General features: G+C 30.8%; 13 protein-coding genes. All 13 read right to left on the minus strand.

The window, feature by feature from the left end:
- Positions 1–6 precede the first annotated feature (6 nt).
- The 13 genes from VJY32_RS08215 to VJY32_RS08275 all read right to left on the minus strand — a co-directional run bounded on the left by VJY32_RS08215 (position 7) and on the right by VJY32_RS08275 (position 16836).
- Complete coding sequence (locus tag VJY32_RS08215; protein ID WP_353677429.1) at positions 7–981, minus strand: PorV/PorQ family protein; 975 nt, start codon at positions 979–981, stop codon at positions 7–9.
- A gap of 28 nt (positions 982–1009) precedes the next feature.
- The gene (locus VJY32_RS08220) at positions 1010–3220 is read right to left on the minus strand and encodes a flagellar hook assembly protein FlgD (RefSeq protein ID WP_353677430.1); all 2211 of its coding nucleotides are present in this window, start codon (positions 3218–3220) and stop codon (positions 1010–1012) included.
- A gap of 13 nt (positions 3221–3233) precedes the next feature.
- Positions 3234–6116 carry a TonB-dependent receptor gene (locus VJY32_RS08225; protein ID WP_353677431.1) on the minus strand — a complete coding sequence of 961 codons (2883 nt, stop codon included), beginning with the start codon at positions 6114–6116 and terminating at the stop codon, positions 3234–3236.
- A 26-nt stretch (positions 6117–6142) separates the two neighbouring features.
- Complete coding sequence (locus VJY32_RS08230) at positions 6143–7099, minus strand: zinc-dependent alcohol dehydrogenase (protein WP_353677432.1); 957 nt, start codon at positions 7097–7099, stop codon at positions 6143–6145.
- 70 nt (positions 7100–7169) lie between these two features.
- The gene (locus VJY32_RS08235; RefSeq protein ID WP_353677433.1) at positions 7170–9206 is read right to left on the minus strand and encodes a T9SS type A sorting domain-containing protein; all 2037 of its coding nucleotides are present in this window, start codon (positions 9204–9206) and stop codon (positions 7170–7172) included.
- Positions 9207–9265: 59 nt separating this feature from the next.
- Positions 9266–10558: an OmpP1/FadL family transporter gene (locus tag VJY32_RS08240; RefSeq protein ID WP_353677434.1), complete on the minus strand. Its 1293-nt coding sequence runs from the start codon at positions 10556–10558 to the stop codon at positions 9266–9268.
- Positions 10559–10575: 17 nt separating this feature from the next.
- Positions 10576–11535: a hypothetical protein gene (locus tag VJY32_RS08245; RefSeq protein ID WP_353677435.1), complete on the minus strand. Its 960-nt coding sequence runs from the start codon at positions 11533–11535 to the stop codon at positions 10576–10578.
- Between the two features lie 286 nt (positions 11536–11821).
- A complete protein-coding gene (locus tag VJY32_RS08250) occupies positions 11822–12667 on the minus strand; it encodes a carbohydrate ABC transporter permease (RefSeq protein ID WP_353677436.1) in 846 nt (281 codons plus the stop codon).
- Position 12668: 1 nt separating this feature from the next.
- Complete coding sequence (locus VJY32_RS08255) at positions 12669–13544, minus strand: carbohydrate ABC transporter permease (RefSeq protein WP_353677437.1); 876 nt, start codon at positions 13542–13544, stop codon at positions 12669–12671.
- A gap of 4 nt (positions 13545–13548) precedes the next feature.
- The gene (locus VJY32_RS08260; protein ID WP_353677438.1) at positions 13549–14871 is read right to left on the minus strand and encodes an ABC transporter substrate-binding protein; all 1323 of its coding nucleotides are present in this window, start codon (positions 14869–14871) and stop codon (positions 13549–13551) included.
- Positions 14872–14927: 56 nt separating this feature from the next.
- Complete coding sequence (locus VJY32_RS08265; protein WP_353677439.1) at positions 14928–15980, minus strand: LacI family DNA-binding transcriptional regulator; 1053 nt, start codon at positions 15978–15980, stop codon at positions 14928–14930.
- Positions 15981–16466: 486 nt separating this feature from the next.
- Positions 16467–16676, minus strand: a complete 210-nt coding sequence (locus VJY32_RS08270) for a DUF4411 family protein (protein ID WP_353677531.1) — start codon at positions 16674–16676, stop codon at positions 16467–16469.
- Positions 16672–16836 carry a DUF4411 family protein gene (locus tag VJY32_RS08275; RefSeq protein WP_353677440.1) on the minus strand — a complete coding sequence of 55 codons (165 nt, stop codon included), beginning with the start codon at positions 16834–16836 and terminating at the stop codon, positions 16672–16674. The genes VJY32_RS08270 and VJY32_RS08275 overlap by 5 nt, the downstream gene beginning before the upstream one ends.
- Between the last annotated feature and the right edge of the window lie 97 nt (positions 16837–16933).

Below are 16933 nucleotides of genomic sequence, written 5' to 3' on the forward strand. Positions count from 1 at the left end.
TTTTAATTAAAAACTTAACATTATCGAAAATCGATGTGGTGATTCTAGATAAATATGATGGACATATGAGTAATCTAACTGAATAGAATACTTATAAATATCTGTTTTAACTCCAACTCCTAATGCGATATTCCCTTCATCAACATTAAATTTATAGCCTCCTCTTATAAAAAATTTATTTAGAAAAACATATTCGCCCCCGATATTTAATCTTTCCGAATAATCATTTGAATGTATTGCGTCTACATTCACAGTAAGACGATGATAATCTGGATTCCCACCTAAAAAAAGATTTTCTCCTCCCAAAAGATCAATAGAAACTGCAATTCGATATAGAAGAGGAATTTCATAAGTTTGCTGTTGCTGGGAACCAACGTTCAACCATCTTGCTTGATTCGCAAAATTCTGAGCACTCATAGCTAAACGAATTCCTTTCCATCCAGTATTATAATAACTCCCAATATCAAAAGCCCAGAGCTTAGAACTGTAAGTAAATAAATCTTCTCTTAAGTACTTTACATTAATACCAATAGATAATTTATCCGTAAAAGCACGTGCATAAGAAAAAATGAATGATAAGTCTTTCCCTGAAAAATAATTACCTGTTCTTGTATCCATTCCGCCACTAGGACTAATTACTTTGGCTTCCTCAATATTTCCATAATCAAGAATTGAATATCCAAGAGCTATAACTCCAAAATTTCCTAAATTAAATCCAATTGCTGCAGATTTTATATCTAAATCAGCAAACCAACTAACATAATTAAGTGAAGCCTGAAAACCATTCATATTGGATAATGCAGCTGGGTTCCAGTAAATTGCTTGAATACTATTAATGTTAGCAGTACAAGCTTCCCCCATAGCTGTTTCTCTTGCACCTATACCTATCTTAAGAAATTGTAATGAAGTTCTGCCAACCTTATTAAATTGGGCAGTTATATTTATACTCATTAGTAATACTATAATAATTACTCGTCTCAAGTTACCTCCAAAACTTTTTATTTATTACTTATCTTATAATCATAAACTTACCTATATCTCTTTTGCCTTCGGACCCTTTAGTCTCTGAGTCAACTACAAATATGTAAAGACCTGGAGCAACTAAAAGACCTGAATCTGATTTTTGATCCCATGCAGCACTACCAGATAAGTTACCATAAGTATCAGGCCCATGATGAAGTGTCTTGACAAGTTCCCCTGCTAGATTATAAATTCTTATTGTTGCTCTCTCTGGAAGATTTCTAAATTCAATTTTTTTGTCCGATAATTGACCAAAACTATAATCAATACTACCTTCTATATACGGATTGGGGACTACAAAAACATTAAAATCATTTTGTGTTATGTCAACAGGTCCTGGCTTTGCAAAGGTTAGTGGTGTTCTGTTATAATCAGCGCTTTTTAATTCTGAAAGATTATTCACAACTGTACCATTAGCTGATATCCAAGTTTTTGGTTTTGAGTTATATGCTTGAACATAATAGTAATAACCAAATCCAAAATGTAAATCTTTATCCAGATATTCATAAAGATTTTTTTCTGAATTCCAGTATTTATGTAACTCAGTTCTGGGTATATCAATTAATAGTTCCCATATACCTCTTTCATCATCTGTTCTAAAAATGCGATAGCCACTTAAATCAGAAACACCGTCATAAAAAATATTTCCGCTTTTATCGCTAATCTTTGTAGTTTCTGCTAGTTTATCCCATTGAATAGCTATGATAGCAGTGTCTGAACCTATAGAAGCATTAACAGCTTTACAGTTAGGTGCTGGAGGAGGTTCTGGCACATCTGCAGCTAAATTTATACCATTAATATTAGCCCCAAAACCCCATTTTATTGCTTGTCTAACTGCATTGACATTTCTTCTTATTGCCGATATAGAACTATCAGGGAAATGATGCATGGGATCTCCCATTGCAATTTCTTTCATATCCATCTGCCCTGCTATTTCTGCTATTATTAATCGAACAGAATCACCAGGGGCTAATGTATACGGTCCAAATGATGCTGTATACCAAGCATAAGTTTTACCATCATTCGGTCTTCTATAACTATGACGTGCAAAATCATAAAAGAATTGTTCTTTGAATTTATTAAATCCAAAGAATTCATTGAAATCTAAATCCTGACCTTTAAAATTATCACCTTCATCAGTATAAACACTGAAGTATGTTGGGTCTGCATCAAATGGGTCAGAAAAAGATGAGTTTTGAGGAGAATCCCTGTAAAGAATTACCCATCCAAAACATGCAGGATCCTGTAGTTCAGGCTCCCATTCGGGTTTTAATCTTAATAAGTCCCTCCAATTTTGCTTCACTGGCCATTTATCCCAAGGAACAGGTTCTCTTCCCCCATTATAATCTCTGCTGTAAAATATAATTCCTTTCCCATCACCATTATTATCATCTTCAATATGATAAATATCTGACCCTGGTTTTCCTCCATATCCACCAAATCCACCAGCAGGTGCAGCAGAATTTAAAAACTGATTTGGGTCATAATGAAAATTCAATGTACCTTTTGTGGAAACAGAAATGCCACTGTGAAATACAATCCAAACTTCATTTAAAGTTTGTTGATAATTCATTGTTTTATTTAATGACGGTATAACCATATCTCCTGTGTTTTTGAAAACATAGTCATAAATAATAAAGTCACTGAATCCTGGATAACTCCAAGCCATAGACCTTTGTTTTATAGTAATTCCTGTTACAGTAGGTATTTCTGTATAATACATTTCTTCAGGGAGCAGAGGATTGAAATTTTCAGTCCCTATAAAATTTTTTGTGGCCACAAAAGGATAATAGTTGGTTATAGTACCATACTTTGTTGGAGTTAATGAAGCATGATACATTAAAAAGTCTTTTGGTTTAGGGCTAAAATCAGGTGGTTCCAACGAAAAAAGGTCTTTTGCTATAATCCAAGGACCACTTCTAAAATTATGAAAATTAGCATTTGTTACTTTATTAGGTGAATTTGCTAATTGTTCATCATTCGGAAAGTAATAACCACTAAAACCAGGATAAAATCCTAATCCAGTTGTTTCTAAGTAATCCCAAGCTCCCGCACTACCTATTAAACCATTATTGTTAATTGTTTCCCATAATTTCCCTCTTGTGTGGGTGGCAAGCCCTTGCTGAGCATTTAAATTAAAAATAATAATAAAAAATGCTATAATAAAATAAATTGCCTTTTTAATTAGACTTACTTTCATCTTTCCTCTCGTTTTATTTAATTTCTACTGCTAAACCAAGTACTATTGAGCGTGGTAAGTTCAAATACTTTATAGGTTCCGGAAATGGACTACCATCAGGAGTATATTCTGGAAAAACTGTAAATCTTGAATTAATAAACTTTACTCTATCTTCTAATGTTGCAGTTGAAGAATTAATAACCTGTAAGTTAGTATGTGTATCATTAAATAAATTAGAAATCTCTAAAAACGCAGCAAGTGAAAATCCAGGCCTAATAGGAAATTCTTTTCTAACTCTAAATAGAGCATTTTTATATGGCATACGTGTATAAGTTTTCCCACCTTCACTTATATTATCCGATGCAATTTGTTTATGTGGATAATAAATCTGATAGTCTAATGAAATCTGCATATTTGAAAAAGCATTAAACATGAACGAAAAGTCTTTTGGTACGGCAAATATCACCCCAAATTTTAATCTTGGTGGTTCATAATTAATATAATCACCTGTAAATTGTGTAATTCTGCTTTGAATACCAGATTTTGGTGAAGCAACAATATCAGGATCGCCTGAACGTCCTGTAATTCCAGTACTCCATGAAAAGTTAAGATATCCACCCCATAATTCTGTTAAAGGTTTTCTCAAAGAAATTTCTATTCCTTTTTCATCAGCATAATTTGAATTACCAGTTGTCAGGTATGAAGTCCCATCATCCATAAATACGGTAACAGTTCTAATTGTATTTGTAATATCTTTATAGTATGCAGTAATCATACTTACAATTCCACCAAAATTATGTTCTATCCCTAATTCATATGCTACTGTTTTTCTTGGTTTTAATAATCTATTACCTAAATTATATGGCGTAAGTGTGCCATCAGCATTTTTGATAAAATAAGAATTTAATATTCCTGAAACAGTTTGACCTTCTACATTACTACCAGAACCTTCCCCATAATCTCCGAAATTTGCACGTTGAAAAAAATGTCCATACGAGAAATGTAACACAGTATTTTCTGAGATTGGATGAGAAATACCAATTCTCGGGGACAACTGACCAAATATTTTTGTTGGTTCTTTTAAAGGATTAGGTGTTCTTCCATCTTTTGTTGCGTTTATTATATCTAATGGGTCAAAAATATTTTTATAGACATAATCATTTGGATTATAAAAATCATACCTTAAACCCACATTCATTATTAAGCCTTCAAATTCAAGAGTGCTTTGAGCATAGATATTGCCTTCGTATGGTTTGTATACTGCCTTTTCTACAATATTATATGCTTTACCTTCTTGGTAACGGTCTATATGGTAATACGTAAAATCAAAACCTGTTTTAATTTGAACTTGTTTTTCCAATTGACTAACAAAGTCGAATGAGAGAGTATAATCTGTATTTTTATCAATCCCTCTGTAATAATAGCCAGTTGTATGCAATCCAATAATATTATTATAACCACCGGGGATAGGCAATCCATACTCATTTAACGCCCTTAAACGGTCATAAGTCGGTGTACCAGTTTCCCAACCACTATCATCACCTGGAAAAGTCCACTGACTACGATATCTATATATTCTGCTTAGCTGTAATTCATAAAATGTATATTCACCTAAAATATGTGTAAGTTTTAAGGTTTGTCCATCAACTCTATTTTTTGGATAACCAGCAAAATCATACAATGCATATTTATTATTGTAGCCATTTTCAAAAGCTAAATATTCCATACCATGACTTGTCTTTGAATCACTATAAAAACCCGAGAATAATAATTTAATATTTTTAGATAATTTGTAATTTATTTTCAATGTACCATCAAACCATCTTCCCCTTCTTTCATATGTATTACCGGAAATTGGCGGAGAAGTTCTATATTTACCAGAAAAGAAATAATACATATTATCAATTGGTAAAGGTCCACCCAAAGAAAATTCAGTTTGATATGTAGCTAACTTTGTATAATCTGTTAGCGGCTGATGAGTTTTAATATAATCTTCGTATGCTTGTTCTGGCTTCCAAATACAATTTGGGTCATTACCTGGGATACCGTTGGGATCGACCCATTGATTTGGGTTATCTATCCACCATTGTAAATGTCTTGCATGAGTATTTTCCCAGAATTTTGAAGTTGAATAATCATATAATGAAGTGCCCCAATGTTTAAGGCCGGGTGGTGTATATCTTATTTCTGCATATGCCTGAAATTTTTCTGAACCCTCTTTCGTAATAATATTAAAAACTCCAGATTGAGCTTCACCATACTCAGCATTAAATCCACCAGTTATTATTTCAAGTTCTTGAATAGCAGATAGATTTATATTTGTATAAGGTTGAAAATCAAGAGGGTTGCGCGCTCTTATACCATCAATTACAAAAGCCACTTGATCAAGTGTTCCCCCTCTTACTAATATTTCTCCTGAAGAACTAACATCGATGCCTGGTAAAGTTGAAAGCAAAGTGGTTAATTGATTTGTTGGCCTTGAAAAAATCTCTTTTGATGAGACAAAATGTCGCGTAGAAGTTAAATCTTTTTGTATTAATGGTTTATCTGCAACAACCACAATTCCTTCGCTTAACTGAATAACAGCTTCCTCTAATTCAAAATCCAAATAAGTTGTATGATTTACACTAATTTCAACATTTGTTTTAGTTATTGTTTGATAACCTACCATTGATGCTCGCACATTATATACTCCTGGAGGAATGTTTATCACCAAATATTCTCCTTCGACATCTGTAGCAGCTCCCATATTAATTCCTTCTATAACAATACTTACTCCAATTAGTGGTTCCTTAGTATTTTTATCAATAACCTTTCCTATTAATTTACCTCCAGCGGATAATACTATAGAATTATTAAATAATAATATGAAGTAGAAAAAAACAAGATAAATCCAACTTACTTTTATTGTTTTCATTTCTATTCTTTGTTTATTAATAAATATTAATCCATAATTATAACTGATTTTACAAATCCTGCAGGTTTATTTTTAGCAACAGTAAATGCCTGTTCTATCTCAGATAAGTTATATTTATGTGTAATTAATTGTTTAACATTAATTCTTCTTTCATTTAATAACTGTATACCTATTCTTGAACCTCTTAGAATAGTGTTAATATTACGGAAATGTGCATTTATAATTTCAAATGCCATCCAATTCCAATATCCTAAATCTTGAATAATTCTTTGACCAGGGTGATAACCGAAGATTACTAATTTACCTTCCATTCTACAAATACTTGCAGCTAAATCAATTGTATTTTGAATTCCTCCTGATTCAAAGCTAATATCTACTCCTTTGCCATTTGTAATATCGTTTATAATTTGTTTTACATTATCATTTTGAGGATTAATAATTATATCTGCACCCATATCTTTTGATAGTCTTAAAATTTCATCTCTTATATCAATAGCTATAATCTTGCTCGCTCCAGTTAAACGAATTAGTTGTAAAAGAATTAAACCCATAAATCCTGTACCTATAATAGCTACCGTATCACCAAGTTGTATATTAGTTTTCAATATCGCATTTATTGAGCACGAGACAGGTTCTAACAGTGCTGCTTCTTCGAAACTAAGTTCCTCATTCATTAAATATAATCTATCTTGCTTTATTGAGATTTTGTCTGCATAACCTTTGCCGTCTACCCAAGCTGCAACTTTATCCCCGATTTTAAAATTTGAAACATTTTGTCCCACGTCTATAATCTCACCACTAATTTCATGTCCAATATGTCTTGGATAATTTAATTCGAATATTTTTTTATCCCACTGATGAATTTCAGAATGACAGACACCACATGCTTTTATTTTAATTAAACATTCATCTTTCTCTATAACTGGATCTGGTAAATTTTCAATTCTAAAATCATGTGCATCATAAAGTATTGCTGCTTTCATTACTTCTCCGAATTTTATTTTATATGTGTGACAGATTTATTTCAATCTGCCACACATACTTGTTAATTAATTACTTTAAATACATCATTTTTTTAGTAATGACTTTACCATCAGCTTCTAAACTATAAAAATAAACACCGCTTGCTAACTTATAAGGATTCCATGTAACTAAATAAGTTCCACTACCTAAAATTTGATTATCAACCAATGTAGTAATTAGTTGACCAAGTGTGTTGTATATTTTTAATGACACTTTTGTTTTATTACTTACATGAAATCTTATAGTTGTTGATGGGTTGAATGGGTTAGGATAATTTTGGTCTAAAGCAAAACTAATCGGTAAATTATTTGCAAATTCATTCTTTATACTTGTACTAATTTCTTTAACAAAATTGAGAACAGCATGAGCTTGAGAAGTTGCTAAATTACTTGTCCCAGGATCACCCCATAAACCTTGGTCTCTCCATTTCTGTATTATTGGGGGTTCTGTATAGGGTTGGTCAGGCACATTCGGCTGCCAGCAATAATATGCATATGCATCCCCATTCTTTTCATGAAAATATCTTGAACCCGTACTTCCTCCTATGTTAAATCCCAAAGCTGATTGATAGGCTATAGAAGGATTATAAATAGCTAATTCAACATCCCAAACCCCATTTACCGTATCTATAATAGCTGCCATTCGTGCGTATTTTTTTGCATCAAAAGCATCTCTTGTCCATACTGTATCACCTAAAAATCTTCTATACCCTTTAGGAATAAATACAGAATCACCACCATTAAGTGTTATTTGATCTCCTAATATTAAGAAATGGTATGGCCCATCTGGAACTGTAAATACATTCCCATTATATCTCCCTTCCGGTGCAAAATCTATCCCTAACCTGTTCGATATACTTACAAACAATTGATCCCCTGTCCATTTACCTGCCCAGAATAAATTCGTTGAATCATTTACTATTTCATCTATATGGATAAATACATATAGCGTATCTTGTGTCCATAGCATCCTTGCATAGTACTCATCATAATCTGGTTCAGTTAAATCATCCCTGTAATATTGATTTGTATATATCTCATATCCTGATGATGTTATTAAATTAGCTTGGGCTGCTCTCTGCCATGCTGCTTCGTCCATCTTTCCATCAATCTTGATTGTATTAGGTTCAACTAATGGGACTTCTACTTCTTTACGGACATAAACCTCATTATCTCCCTCAAATACTAAAACAGCATGAGCTTGAGAAGTTGCTAAATTACTTGTCCCAGGATCACCCCATAAACCTTGGTCTCTCCATCTCTGTATTATTGGGGGTTCTGTATAGGGTTGGTCAGGCACATTCGGCTGCCAGCAATAATATGCATATGCATCCCCATTCTTTTCATGAAAATATCTTGAACCCGTACTTCCTCCTATGTTAAATCCTAGTTTTGATTGAGCTGTAACTGAAGGATTATAAATTGCTAGTTCAACATCCCATATTCCATTTACCGTATCTATAACAGCTGCCATTCGTGCGTATTTTTTTGCATCAAAAGCATCTCTTGTATAGGTAGTATCACCAGCTTTTCTTCTATACCCTTCAGGAATAAATACAGAATCACCACCATTAAGTGTTATTTGATCTCCTAATATTAAGAAATGGTATGGCCCATCTGGAACTGTAAATACATTCCCATTATATCTCCCTTCCGGTGCAAAATCTATCCCTAACCTGTTCGATATACTTACAAACAATTGATCCCCTGTCCATTTACCTGCCCAGAATAAATTCGTTGAATCATTTACTATTTCATCTATATGGATAAATACATATAGCGTATCTTGTGTCCATAGCATCCTTGCATAGTACTCATCATAATCTGGTTCAGTTAAATCATCCCTGTAATATTGATTTGTATATATCTCATATCCTGATGATGTTATTAAATTAGCTTGGGCTGCTCTCTGCCATGCTGCTTCGTCCATCTTTCCATCAATCTTGATTGTACCTGGTGCTACCTTAGGTACTTTTACAACCTTTCGCTCATATAATTGTTGAGCAAAGATTACATTAAAGATGGAGATAGTAAGTAAACTAAAAAATATAAAATATAATTTTTTCATTGAGCCTCCGATTTTTATTTATTATTTATTTATTAGGTGCATCTAACACCTATAAAACTTTATAAAATGTATTTTATTGTTAACATAGGTATAACTCCTTTTATATCATATAAGCCATTAAATAGTTTGTTAGTTTTATTTAAAACCTTTTTACTATCTCCCATATTATATATAATACTGCCAGAGATGGTCATTTCACTATCATGATAACTTAAACCACAAGAAATTGAATGTTGATTTACAGTAGGCATTAATAGATTATATGTTTCCTCTTTATTAGGAGTAGATGAATATCTGTACCCTAAATAAATTTCTAAATTGTGCGACGCTTTATATTCTATACCAGCTCCTGCATCAAAAGAATCCTTAAATTTTTGTAATATATAACCTGCTGAAAAACCCGTGATAGTATCTAAATTGAACTTATTACTTTCCCACTTTTTATTATCATAAGTGAAAACAATTTTTTCATTTAATGAAGAATAAATATTATATCTAAAATCAAAATTTAGATTTATGTAATTATTAATTTTGTAAAGTATTCCAAAACCTATTCTCCATGGATTTTGAAATTCACTTTCTACACCTACTGAACTCTTTGTAGAATCTCTTATCTCATATAATTTGCTATTAGCAGTCCCTTTTAGTTTTATTGATGTTCCAGAATTTATCGATAAACCAATTCGTGTTTTATTTGATAGCTCATAAATAACACCAAAAATATATTCTAAACCCCAACCTTTATTAGACATATCAAGCTGATAAGTTGGTAAGCCAATATTTTTTAAGTATTTATCATTACCAATCGCATATGCAACATTGTGAACTACTTGGAATACATCTAATGATAATCCAAGCATAAATTTATTTGTCTTATAACTTATACTTGGTGATATTCTTTTCGTGGTAATTTCATTATACATATCACTTGCAGTTGTTACAGATGTTTTACCTATTTTGAATAGAAGTACATAAGGCCAGGATACTTTATAATCTACTACCGATTCTATAGCTATAGCTGTTTTAATATTTTCTGATATAGAATAAAATAAACCTGCTCCAAAATTTATATCATCATCAAGTAGAGATTTAAATAAGCCTTGATATTGACTATCAAAGATTTGTTCCTCGGTTTTTGTAAAAATTGAAAATTCTATAAAGCTCTTGCTAACATTTAGTCCTAATCCTGCTGGGTTTAAATACACATTTGATATTCCATCATTTCCCGCATAATAAAGAGAATTTAATGAAGTAGATTTTGTTCCGAACTGTATTAACCGATTTGTGCCACCAGCATGTATTATATTTGATGATAAAAATAACAATAGAAAAATTCTAATATATGAATTCATAAAAACTCCAAATTATTTTACCAAGTTCTAAATGTTGCATATGCATAATAATTAGTTACACGAGTGCGATTCTTTTGGTCCCATAAACTTGTAGCTATCCATAAATAGTAATTTTTATTCCTTTTAAGACCATCTTTGGGAAATTCAACAAATGTTCTTGTACCTTCAATTTTTTCACCTAAGTATATATGGTTAGGAATCACGTCTTTTTTTCCATATATTTTTTCTCCACCCAATGTTACTTCTTCAGACCACACTTCCCATATTATATTTAATGCACTATAAGTTTGAGCTTCAACTAATCCAATTGCTGCTATTTTATCCTCAGTAACCCCACTTTGAGTTATCTCCCAAGAAATTTTTATACCAGTGTCATCTTTAGGAGATGTTAGATTGATTTTACCTAATCGCCCAAAAGTTGTTAAATCTCCAATATTAACATATACATCAATTCCTTGAGTAATAAAAGCAAATGAATAAGAAGAAATTTTGACTGTATCCTTTACAACATAAATTTCTCCTGCAGGTAGTTTAGAATCGGTAATCATAATTTTATTTTTTAAATCTTTTACTTTATTCCATACATCAGCCTTCATTAACCAATATGTATATATATTATCTTCTTGTAGCTCTTTTAATTGTATTCCATTATAATTATTGATTATATTTTGTGTACCTTCAATAATTGTCCCAAAAGTTACAGGATATAAAATTTTATCACCACTTTGATTATATATGAGCCATACCAAAGAAGAATCAAGGATTGCAAAGTTTCCTCTGTTAACTCCAATAACTGCAACATAACCACCTACCCAAGTAATCCTTGGAATAAATTTTCCTTGTTCAATTTTGATATTTGATAGCGGCGGACTTCCTGCATATGGTGCTAATACTGTATTTTCATTCTGACAACTTATCACTGACAATAAAATAATGATAGTGTAAAGTAAGTTTCTTTTAAGTTTACATAAAATCATACAAATCACCTTTTTTATTTTCGACCATTTAATTAAATGCCAACGGCCATTTTTTACATTCTACATTAGAATCAAAAAAGAACTAAAAATTTTAAATCTACACACAAATAGTGATGAGCAATTTTCAATATAAAATAACTTCAAAATCATGCCATTATTTTACTTTAACTTTCAATATTTGAATAAAATTTTAAGTTAACGATGCTTATCGCAGTTATTTGCCAACATAGAACAAAGGTTTGTGCAAATTCAATAATCAATATATAGATCGTAATAACTTTCATTATTATTCTTTCAATCCACTTAAAGTAATTCCTTGAATAAAATATTTTTGAGCTATAAAGAAAACAATAAGGATTGGAACAACTGCAGTTACAGAACCTGCCATTAATAAATCCCATTGAGTAAAATATTTATCACGGAACGTTGCTAATCCTAGCTGCACGGTTTTTAATTCTTCTGAATTAATACAAATTAAAGCCCAAATAAAATCATTAAAAACACCCATAAAAGTAAATATTGATAAAGTAGCTAAAGCTGGTTTAGATAACGGTATAATTATTCTTAATAAAATTTTTAATCTCGAAGCACCGTCAATATAAGCAGATTCTTCTAAGTCTTTGGGTATCGTCATAAAAAATTGACGCAATAAAAATGTGCCGAATGCTGATGCTAAACCGGGAACAATTAAAGCATTAAGCGTATCTATCCATCCCAACCAACTCAATATCATATAAGCTGGAATCATTGTTACATTCATTGGAATCATCATAGTTCCTAAAAACATATAGAATAATATATCACGACCAGGAAATTTTAATCTTGCAAAAGCATAAGCGGCCAAAGAACATGTTATTAATTGACCAAATGTTACGGTTGTAGCAACTATTAAACTATTGAGATAATATCTACCAAAAGGAGCAGCATTAAAAGCGTCTATATAATTTGATAACTTTAATTTAGTAGGAAACCATTTTGGAGGGTATATAAATATTTCACTTATATCTTTCACTGAAGTTAATACCATCCAGATAAAAGGTAAAATTGTAATAAATGCTAATGCATAAATTATTAGATGAATTATAATCGAATTAATCATTAACCTTATATTTTTAATTTTTCTTTTTCTCATATTATACAAATACCTTGTTCTTCATATAATTTGCTTGTAACATTGTTAAGGCAAAAAGTACTCCAAAAAGCATATAAGACACTGCAGATGCGTAGCCCATATCGTTATATATAAAAGCATTTTCATATATATAAAATATCATAACCTTGGTTGAACCAAGAGGGCCACCCGAAGTTAATACATATACTATATCAAAGACTTGAAATGAACCAATCATAGACATAACCATTATAAAAAAAGTTGTTGGACTTAATAAAGGAACAGTAATTTTCCAAAATTTTTTCCATGAATTTGCTCCATCAATTATAGCCGCTTCGTAGTATGATTGGGGTATAGCATTTAAACCTGCAGTGAACAATATCATGTTATAACCAAAGGTCTTCCAAACACCCATTCCAATTAATGCAAACATTGCAGCAGAAGGGTCGTTCAGCCAATTAACAGGTTTTAATCCCATAAATACCAAAAAATAATTTATCAATCCAAAGTTCGGATCATATAGCCATCTCCAAATTAACGCTGCTGCAACGGGTGAAACTACAACTGGCGCAAAGAACAAAGCTCTTAATAATTTTTTCCCTACTAATTTTTTGTTAAGTCCATAGGCAACCAATAATGAAATTATCATATTAAGAGGTACAGTCCCTATTGTATATATAAGTGTATTCTTAAATACAGACCAAAATTCTTCGCTATTAACCATTCTTATATAATTATCAAATCCAACAAACTCACCGCTCCAAGAAAAAGAATTCCATTTTTGGAAACTTAAATAAAATGAAAACAATACAGGGAAAAAAGTAAAAGTCAAGAATATAACCAAAGTAGGAGCAAGAAATCCTAAAGCTGTAAATATATCTCTGGTTTTCTTATTCACTTGTTTACCTAAATTTCTTATATGATTTTAATAAATTATTCGATTTTTCAGCTGCTATTTTAAGCGCATATGCTGGTTCAATATCTCCGATTGTTACACTTTCAATAGCTTCTCCTAAATATCGTGTTATTTGCATACCACCATAATCAATCGATCTTTCTGCCTGGGCATATTCCATCTGGTCGACAAATACTTTGAAATTAGGATTTTCTTCTAAATACTTTTTAAATTCAGGCAATTTATTTGTTGCTTTTCTTACAGGTAGATAACCAGAAGCCATTGACCACATAGCTTGAGTTTCAGGTTTTATAATCCATTTGACAAATTCCCAAGCTTCCTTAGGATGTCTACTTTGTTTGAAAATTGCTAAGTATTCACCTCCAACAATTGTAGCTCGTTTAACTGGTCCTGCAGGAAGTGGTGCAAAAGCCCAATCAATATTTTTTAATAATTCTTTATATCTTGGTAAGCTCCATGGGCCGTCCATAGCCATACCAAGTTGACCAGAAACAAATAACATATCAAAATCGCTAGTAATTCTACTAAGATTTTGTTCCTTATATAAGTTCTTCCAAAGAGTTAATGCCCTAATACCTGCCTCACTATCAAATATTACTTTCGATTGATCTTCTTCTATTATTTCTCCGCCTGCTTGCCAAATAAAAGGTCTAAATTGCCAAACCATCCATCCATTCCTAGAACCAGTAGAGGGGAAAACAGGAATAAAAAATCCAATTCTTTCAAATATTCCATCATTATTGAAATCCTTCAGAATTTTTTTTGCATACTCATAAAGTTCATCCCAATTATTAGGGGGTTTATCAGGATTTATTCCCGCCTCTCTAAATAATGTTTTGTTATAAATCATTGCTAAGTTAGTAGCTTCCATTGGTATACTATACAAAGTACCTTTCCATGAAGCATAAATTCTAAGTGCAGGATATATATCTTCTATTTCTTCTTTTGTTAATCCATTTTCACTTTCTATAAATTCTTTCATTGGATAAATAGCATTTGCTTTAACTAAATCCTCTAAATAATCAGCATAAATCCATGAAATATCAGGTGCTGTATTACTTTGTAATGCGGTCATTATTTTTTGTATACCTGCATCTCCATTAGGTATAGTTTGAGCTTTAATTTTAATATTAGGATGAGATTTTTCAAATTCCTCAATCAATTTATTTAATGCGGGGATAGAAGAAGACATCATTCCATGCCAAAATGTTAATACTATTTTATCTGATTTAGATAAATTAATTTCATTCTGCTCTCTATTACAACCGACAATTAAACAGAAAATTATTAAGTATATAATTTTTTTCATCATGGTGCTAAAATTATTTGTGTTTGAACAAACGTTTGTGCATAAAAATAAATTCTTCAGTAAACCACCTTAGCATTAATAAAATTTAACTCATTTAATTTTTTTACTGAATTTCTAATTATCAATTTAGGAGATAACACAATTTTTCTTTTACTTAAATTAGGATTATTGTTCCTCATATTTTCAATTAATAATTTAATTGCATATTCTGCCATAAGATACTTAGGCTGTTCAATCACAGTAATTGGCGTTTGTAAAAATGGAGCAAACTCAAAGTCATCAAATGCAATTATCGAAACATCATCAGGTATTCGGTAACCTTTTTCATAACAAGCTTTAATAGTTCCCAAAGTAATAAGATCAGAAAAAGCAAAAATTACAGTTGGAGGTTCTTTTAATTCCATTAATTTTATTGTCGATAAATAACCATTTTCACTCCTAAAATCATTTCCCATTATTAAAGTTTCATCAATTGGGATACCATTATCAGCTAAAGCATTACGGTACCCTAACAATCTCTCATTGTTTGTAGAGGTGTTAGGTAAACCTTGAATCACTCCTATTCTTTTATGTCCCATTCTAATTAAATATTCTGTTGCCTCATAAGAACCTAAATAATTATTTACTACTACACAATTTGCATTGAGAACACTTATATTCCTATCAAGCAATACTAATGCTTTATTATATTTAATTAATTCCTCCAAATGCTCATGTTTGATACCTACTGGCATAATAATATATCCATCAACTCCTTTTCTTCTAAAAATTTCAATATTTTCAATTTCTTTTTCAATGTCTTCGTTTGTATTTGCTACAATTAAACTATATCCATATTCACTTGCTAAATTTTGTATAACTGAAGTTATATATGAGAAAAAAGGATTAGATATATCAGGTACAATTAAACCTACTAAATTAGTTTTTTTTAGTCTTAAGCTACGAGCTATATCATTAGGTCTATAACCCAATTCTATAGCCTTTTTATTAATAATATCTGCAGTTTTTTTACTTATACGATATTTTTTAGCTTTTTTGTTTAAAACCCTTGAAACTGTTGTAATAGAAAAGCCTGTTAATTTAGCAATATCATCAATAGTAACTGACATAGTAATGCTCAATCGTTGTCGCAACGATAAAAAATTTTTTTTTATAAGTCAAGAGAAAAAATAAAATAGTATACAAAATTTTGGATTCTTTTTCATTTTAATACTTGTTAAAAATTATTTGATAATAGTGGATAAATTCGCTGCTACAATTCCGAAGATAAAACTTATTTTTTTATCTTTATCACGAGTCAAATCATCATTCACTAATGGTTATTAAAAATCAACAAATTATCTTAATATTTCTATTAGAGAATTCATATGTTTTTAACCTTTGGCTATTCATTTCATTGTATACCAAAATTTTTTCCTCATTTATCTATTTATTAATTGATTTTACTCCTTATACATTCTATAGCTTGAAAAAAAATTTTTGTTTTTTTTTACATTGATAACTTTCTCTCATTCTCTTTAGCTAAAAAGACTCATGAGCCTACGGCTCAGTGGAATAAACCACTTATTGAATTGACAAAATATTTTGTTAGTTTTTTATTTCGGGGAACCCATTCCTTTAGAATGGTATAATGCATATGCTATTAACCAAGCATTGGCATTTTCATAATTTAAAAATTTATTTATTGCATTTTGTATATAATGTGAAGATTTTAAAGTAGTACAATTAACTACTCTTTGATTTTCTCGAAAAACATCTTTTATTTCAGTTGATTTAAAAAATTTATCTGAAAGATTTTTTTCAATCCGGTTTCATTTCATCATCATTATTAAAAATTTCTTCTCTTACTTTATATATACTAATTATTTTTTCTTCCTCGGAAAGCCTTTTTACTTTCTGCCAAAAATTAACCACCACATCTAAAGGATTTGTAACAAACTTATACAATTTACAATAATTTTTCACTGCTTAACCTCAACCTCTCATCCTTCAGAGGCGGACCGATAATCCTCTTTACTTATTATTTTTTCAATCTCCGGATCTATAATCTTAACCTCTTCGT

Source organism: Rosettibacter primus (assembly GCF_036860675.1).
Classification (GTDB): Bacteria; Bacteroidota; Ignavibacteria; order Ignavibacteriales; family Melioribacteraceae; genus Rosettibacter; species Rosettibacter primus.

Coding starts and splice junctions, on each gene's coding strand:
- VJY32_RS08220 (WP_353677430.1), bottom strand. CDS start 3,220: ATGAAAGTAAGTCTAATTAAAAAGGCAATTTATTTTATTATAGCATTT.
- VJY32_RS08225 (WP_353677431.1), bottom strand. CDS start 6,116: ATGAAAACAATAAAAGTAAGTTGGATTTATCTTGTTTTTTTCTACTTC.
- VJY32_RS08230 (WP_353677432.1), bottom strand. CDS start 7,099: ATGAAAGCAGCAATACTTTATGATGCACATGATTTTAGAATTGAAAAT.
- VJY32_RS08235 (WP_353677433.1), bottom strand. CDS start 9,206: ATGAAAAAATTATATTTTATATTTTTTAGTTTACTTACTATCTCCATC.
- VJY32_RS08240 (WP_353677434.1), bottom strand. CDS start 10,558: ATGAATTCATATATTAGAATTTTTCTATTGTTATTTTTATCATCAAAT.
- VJY32_RS08245 (WP_353677435.1), bottom strand. CDS start 11,535: ATGATTTTATGTAAACTTAAAAGAAACTTACTTTACACTATCATTATT.
- VJY32_RS08250 (WP_353677436.1), bottom strand. CDS start 12,667: ATGAGAAAAAGAAAAATTAAAAATATAAGGTTAATGATTAATTCGATT.
- VJY32_RS08260 (WP_353677438.1), bottom strand. CDS start 14,871: ATGAAAAAAATTATATACTTAATAATTTTCTGTTTAATTGTCGGTTGT.
- VJY32_RS08265 (WP_353677439.1), bottom strand. CDS start 15,980: ATGTCAGTTACTATTGATGATATTGCTAAATTAACAGGCTTTTCTATT.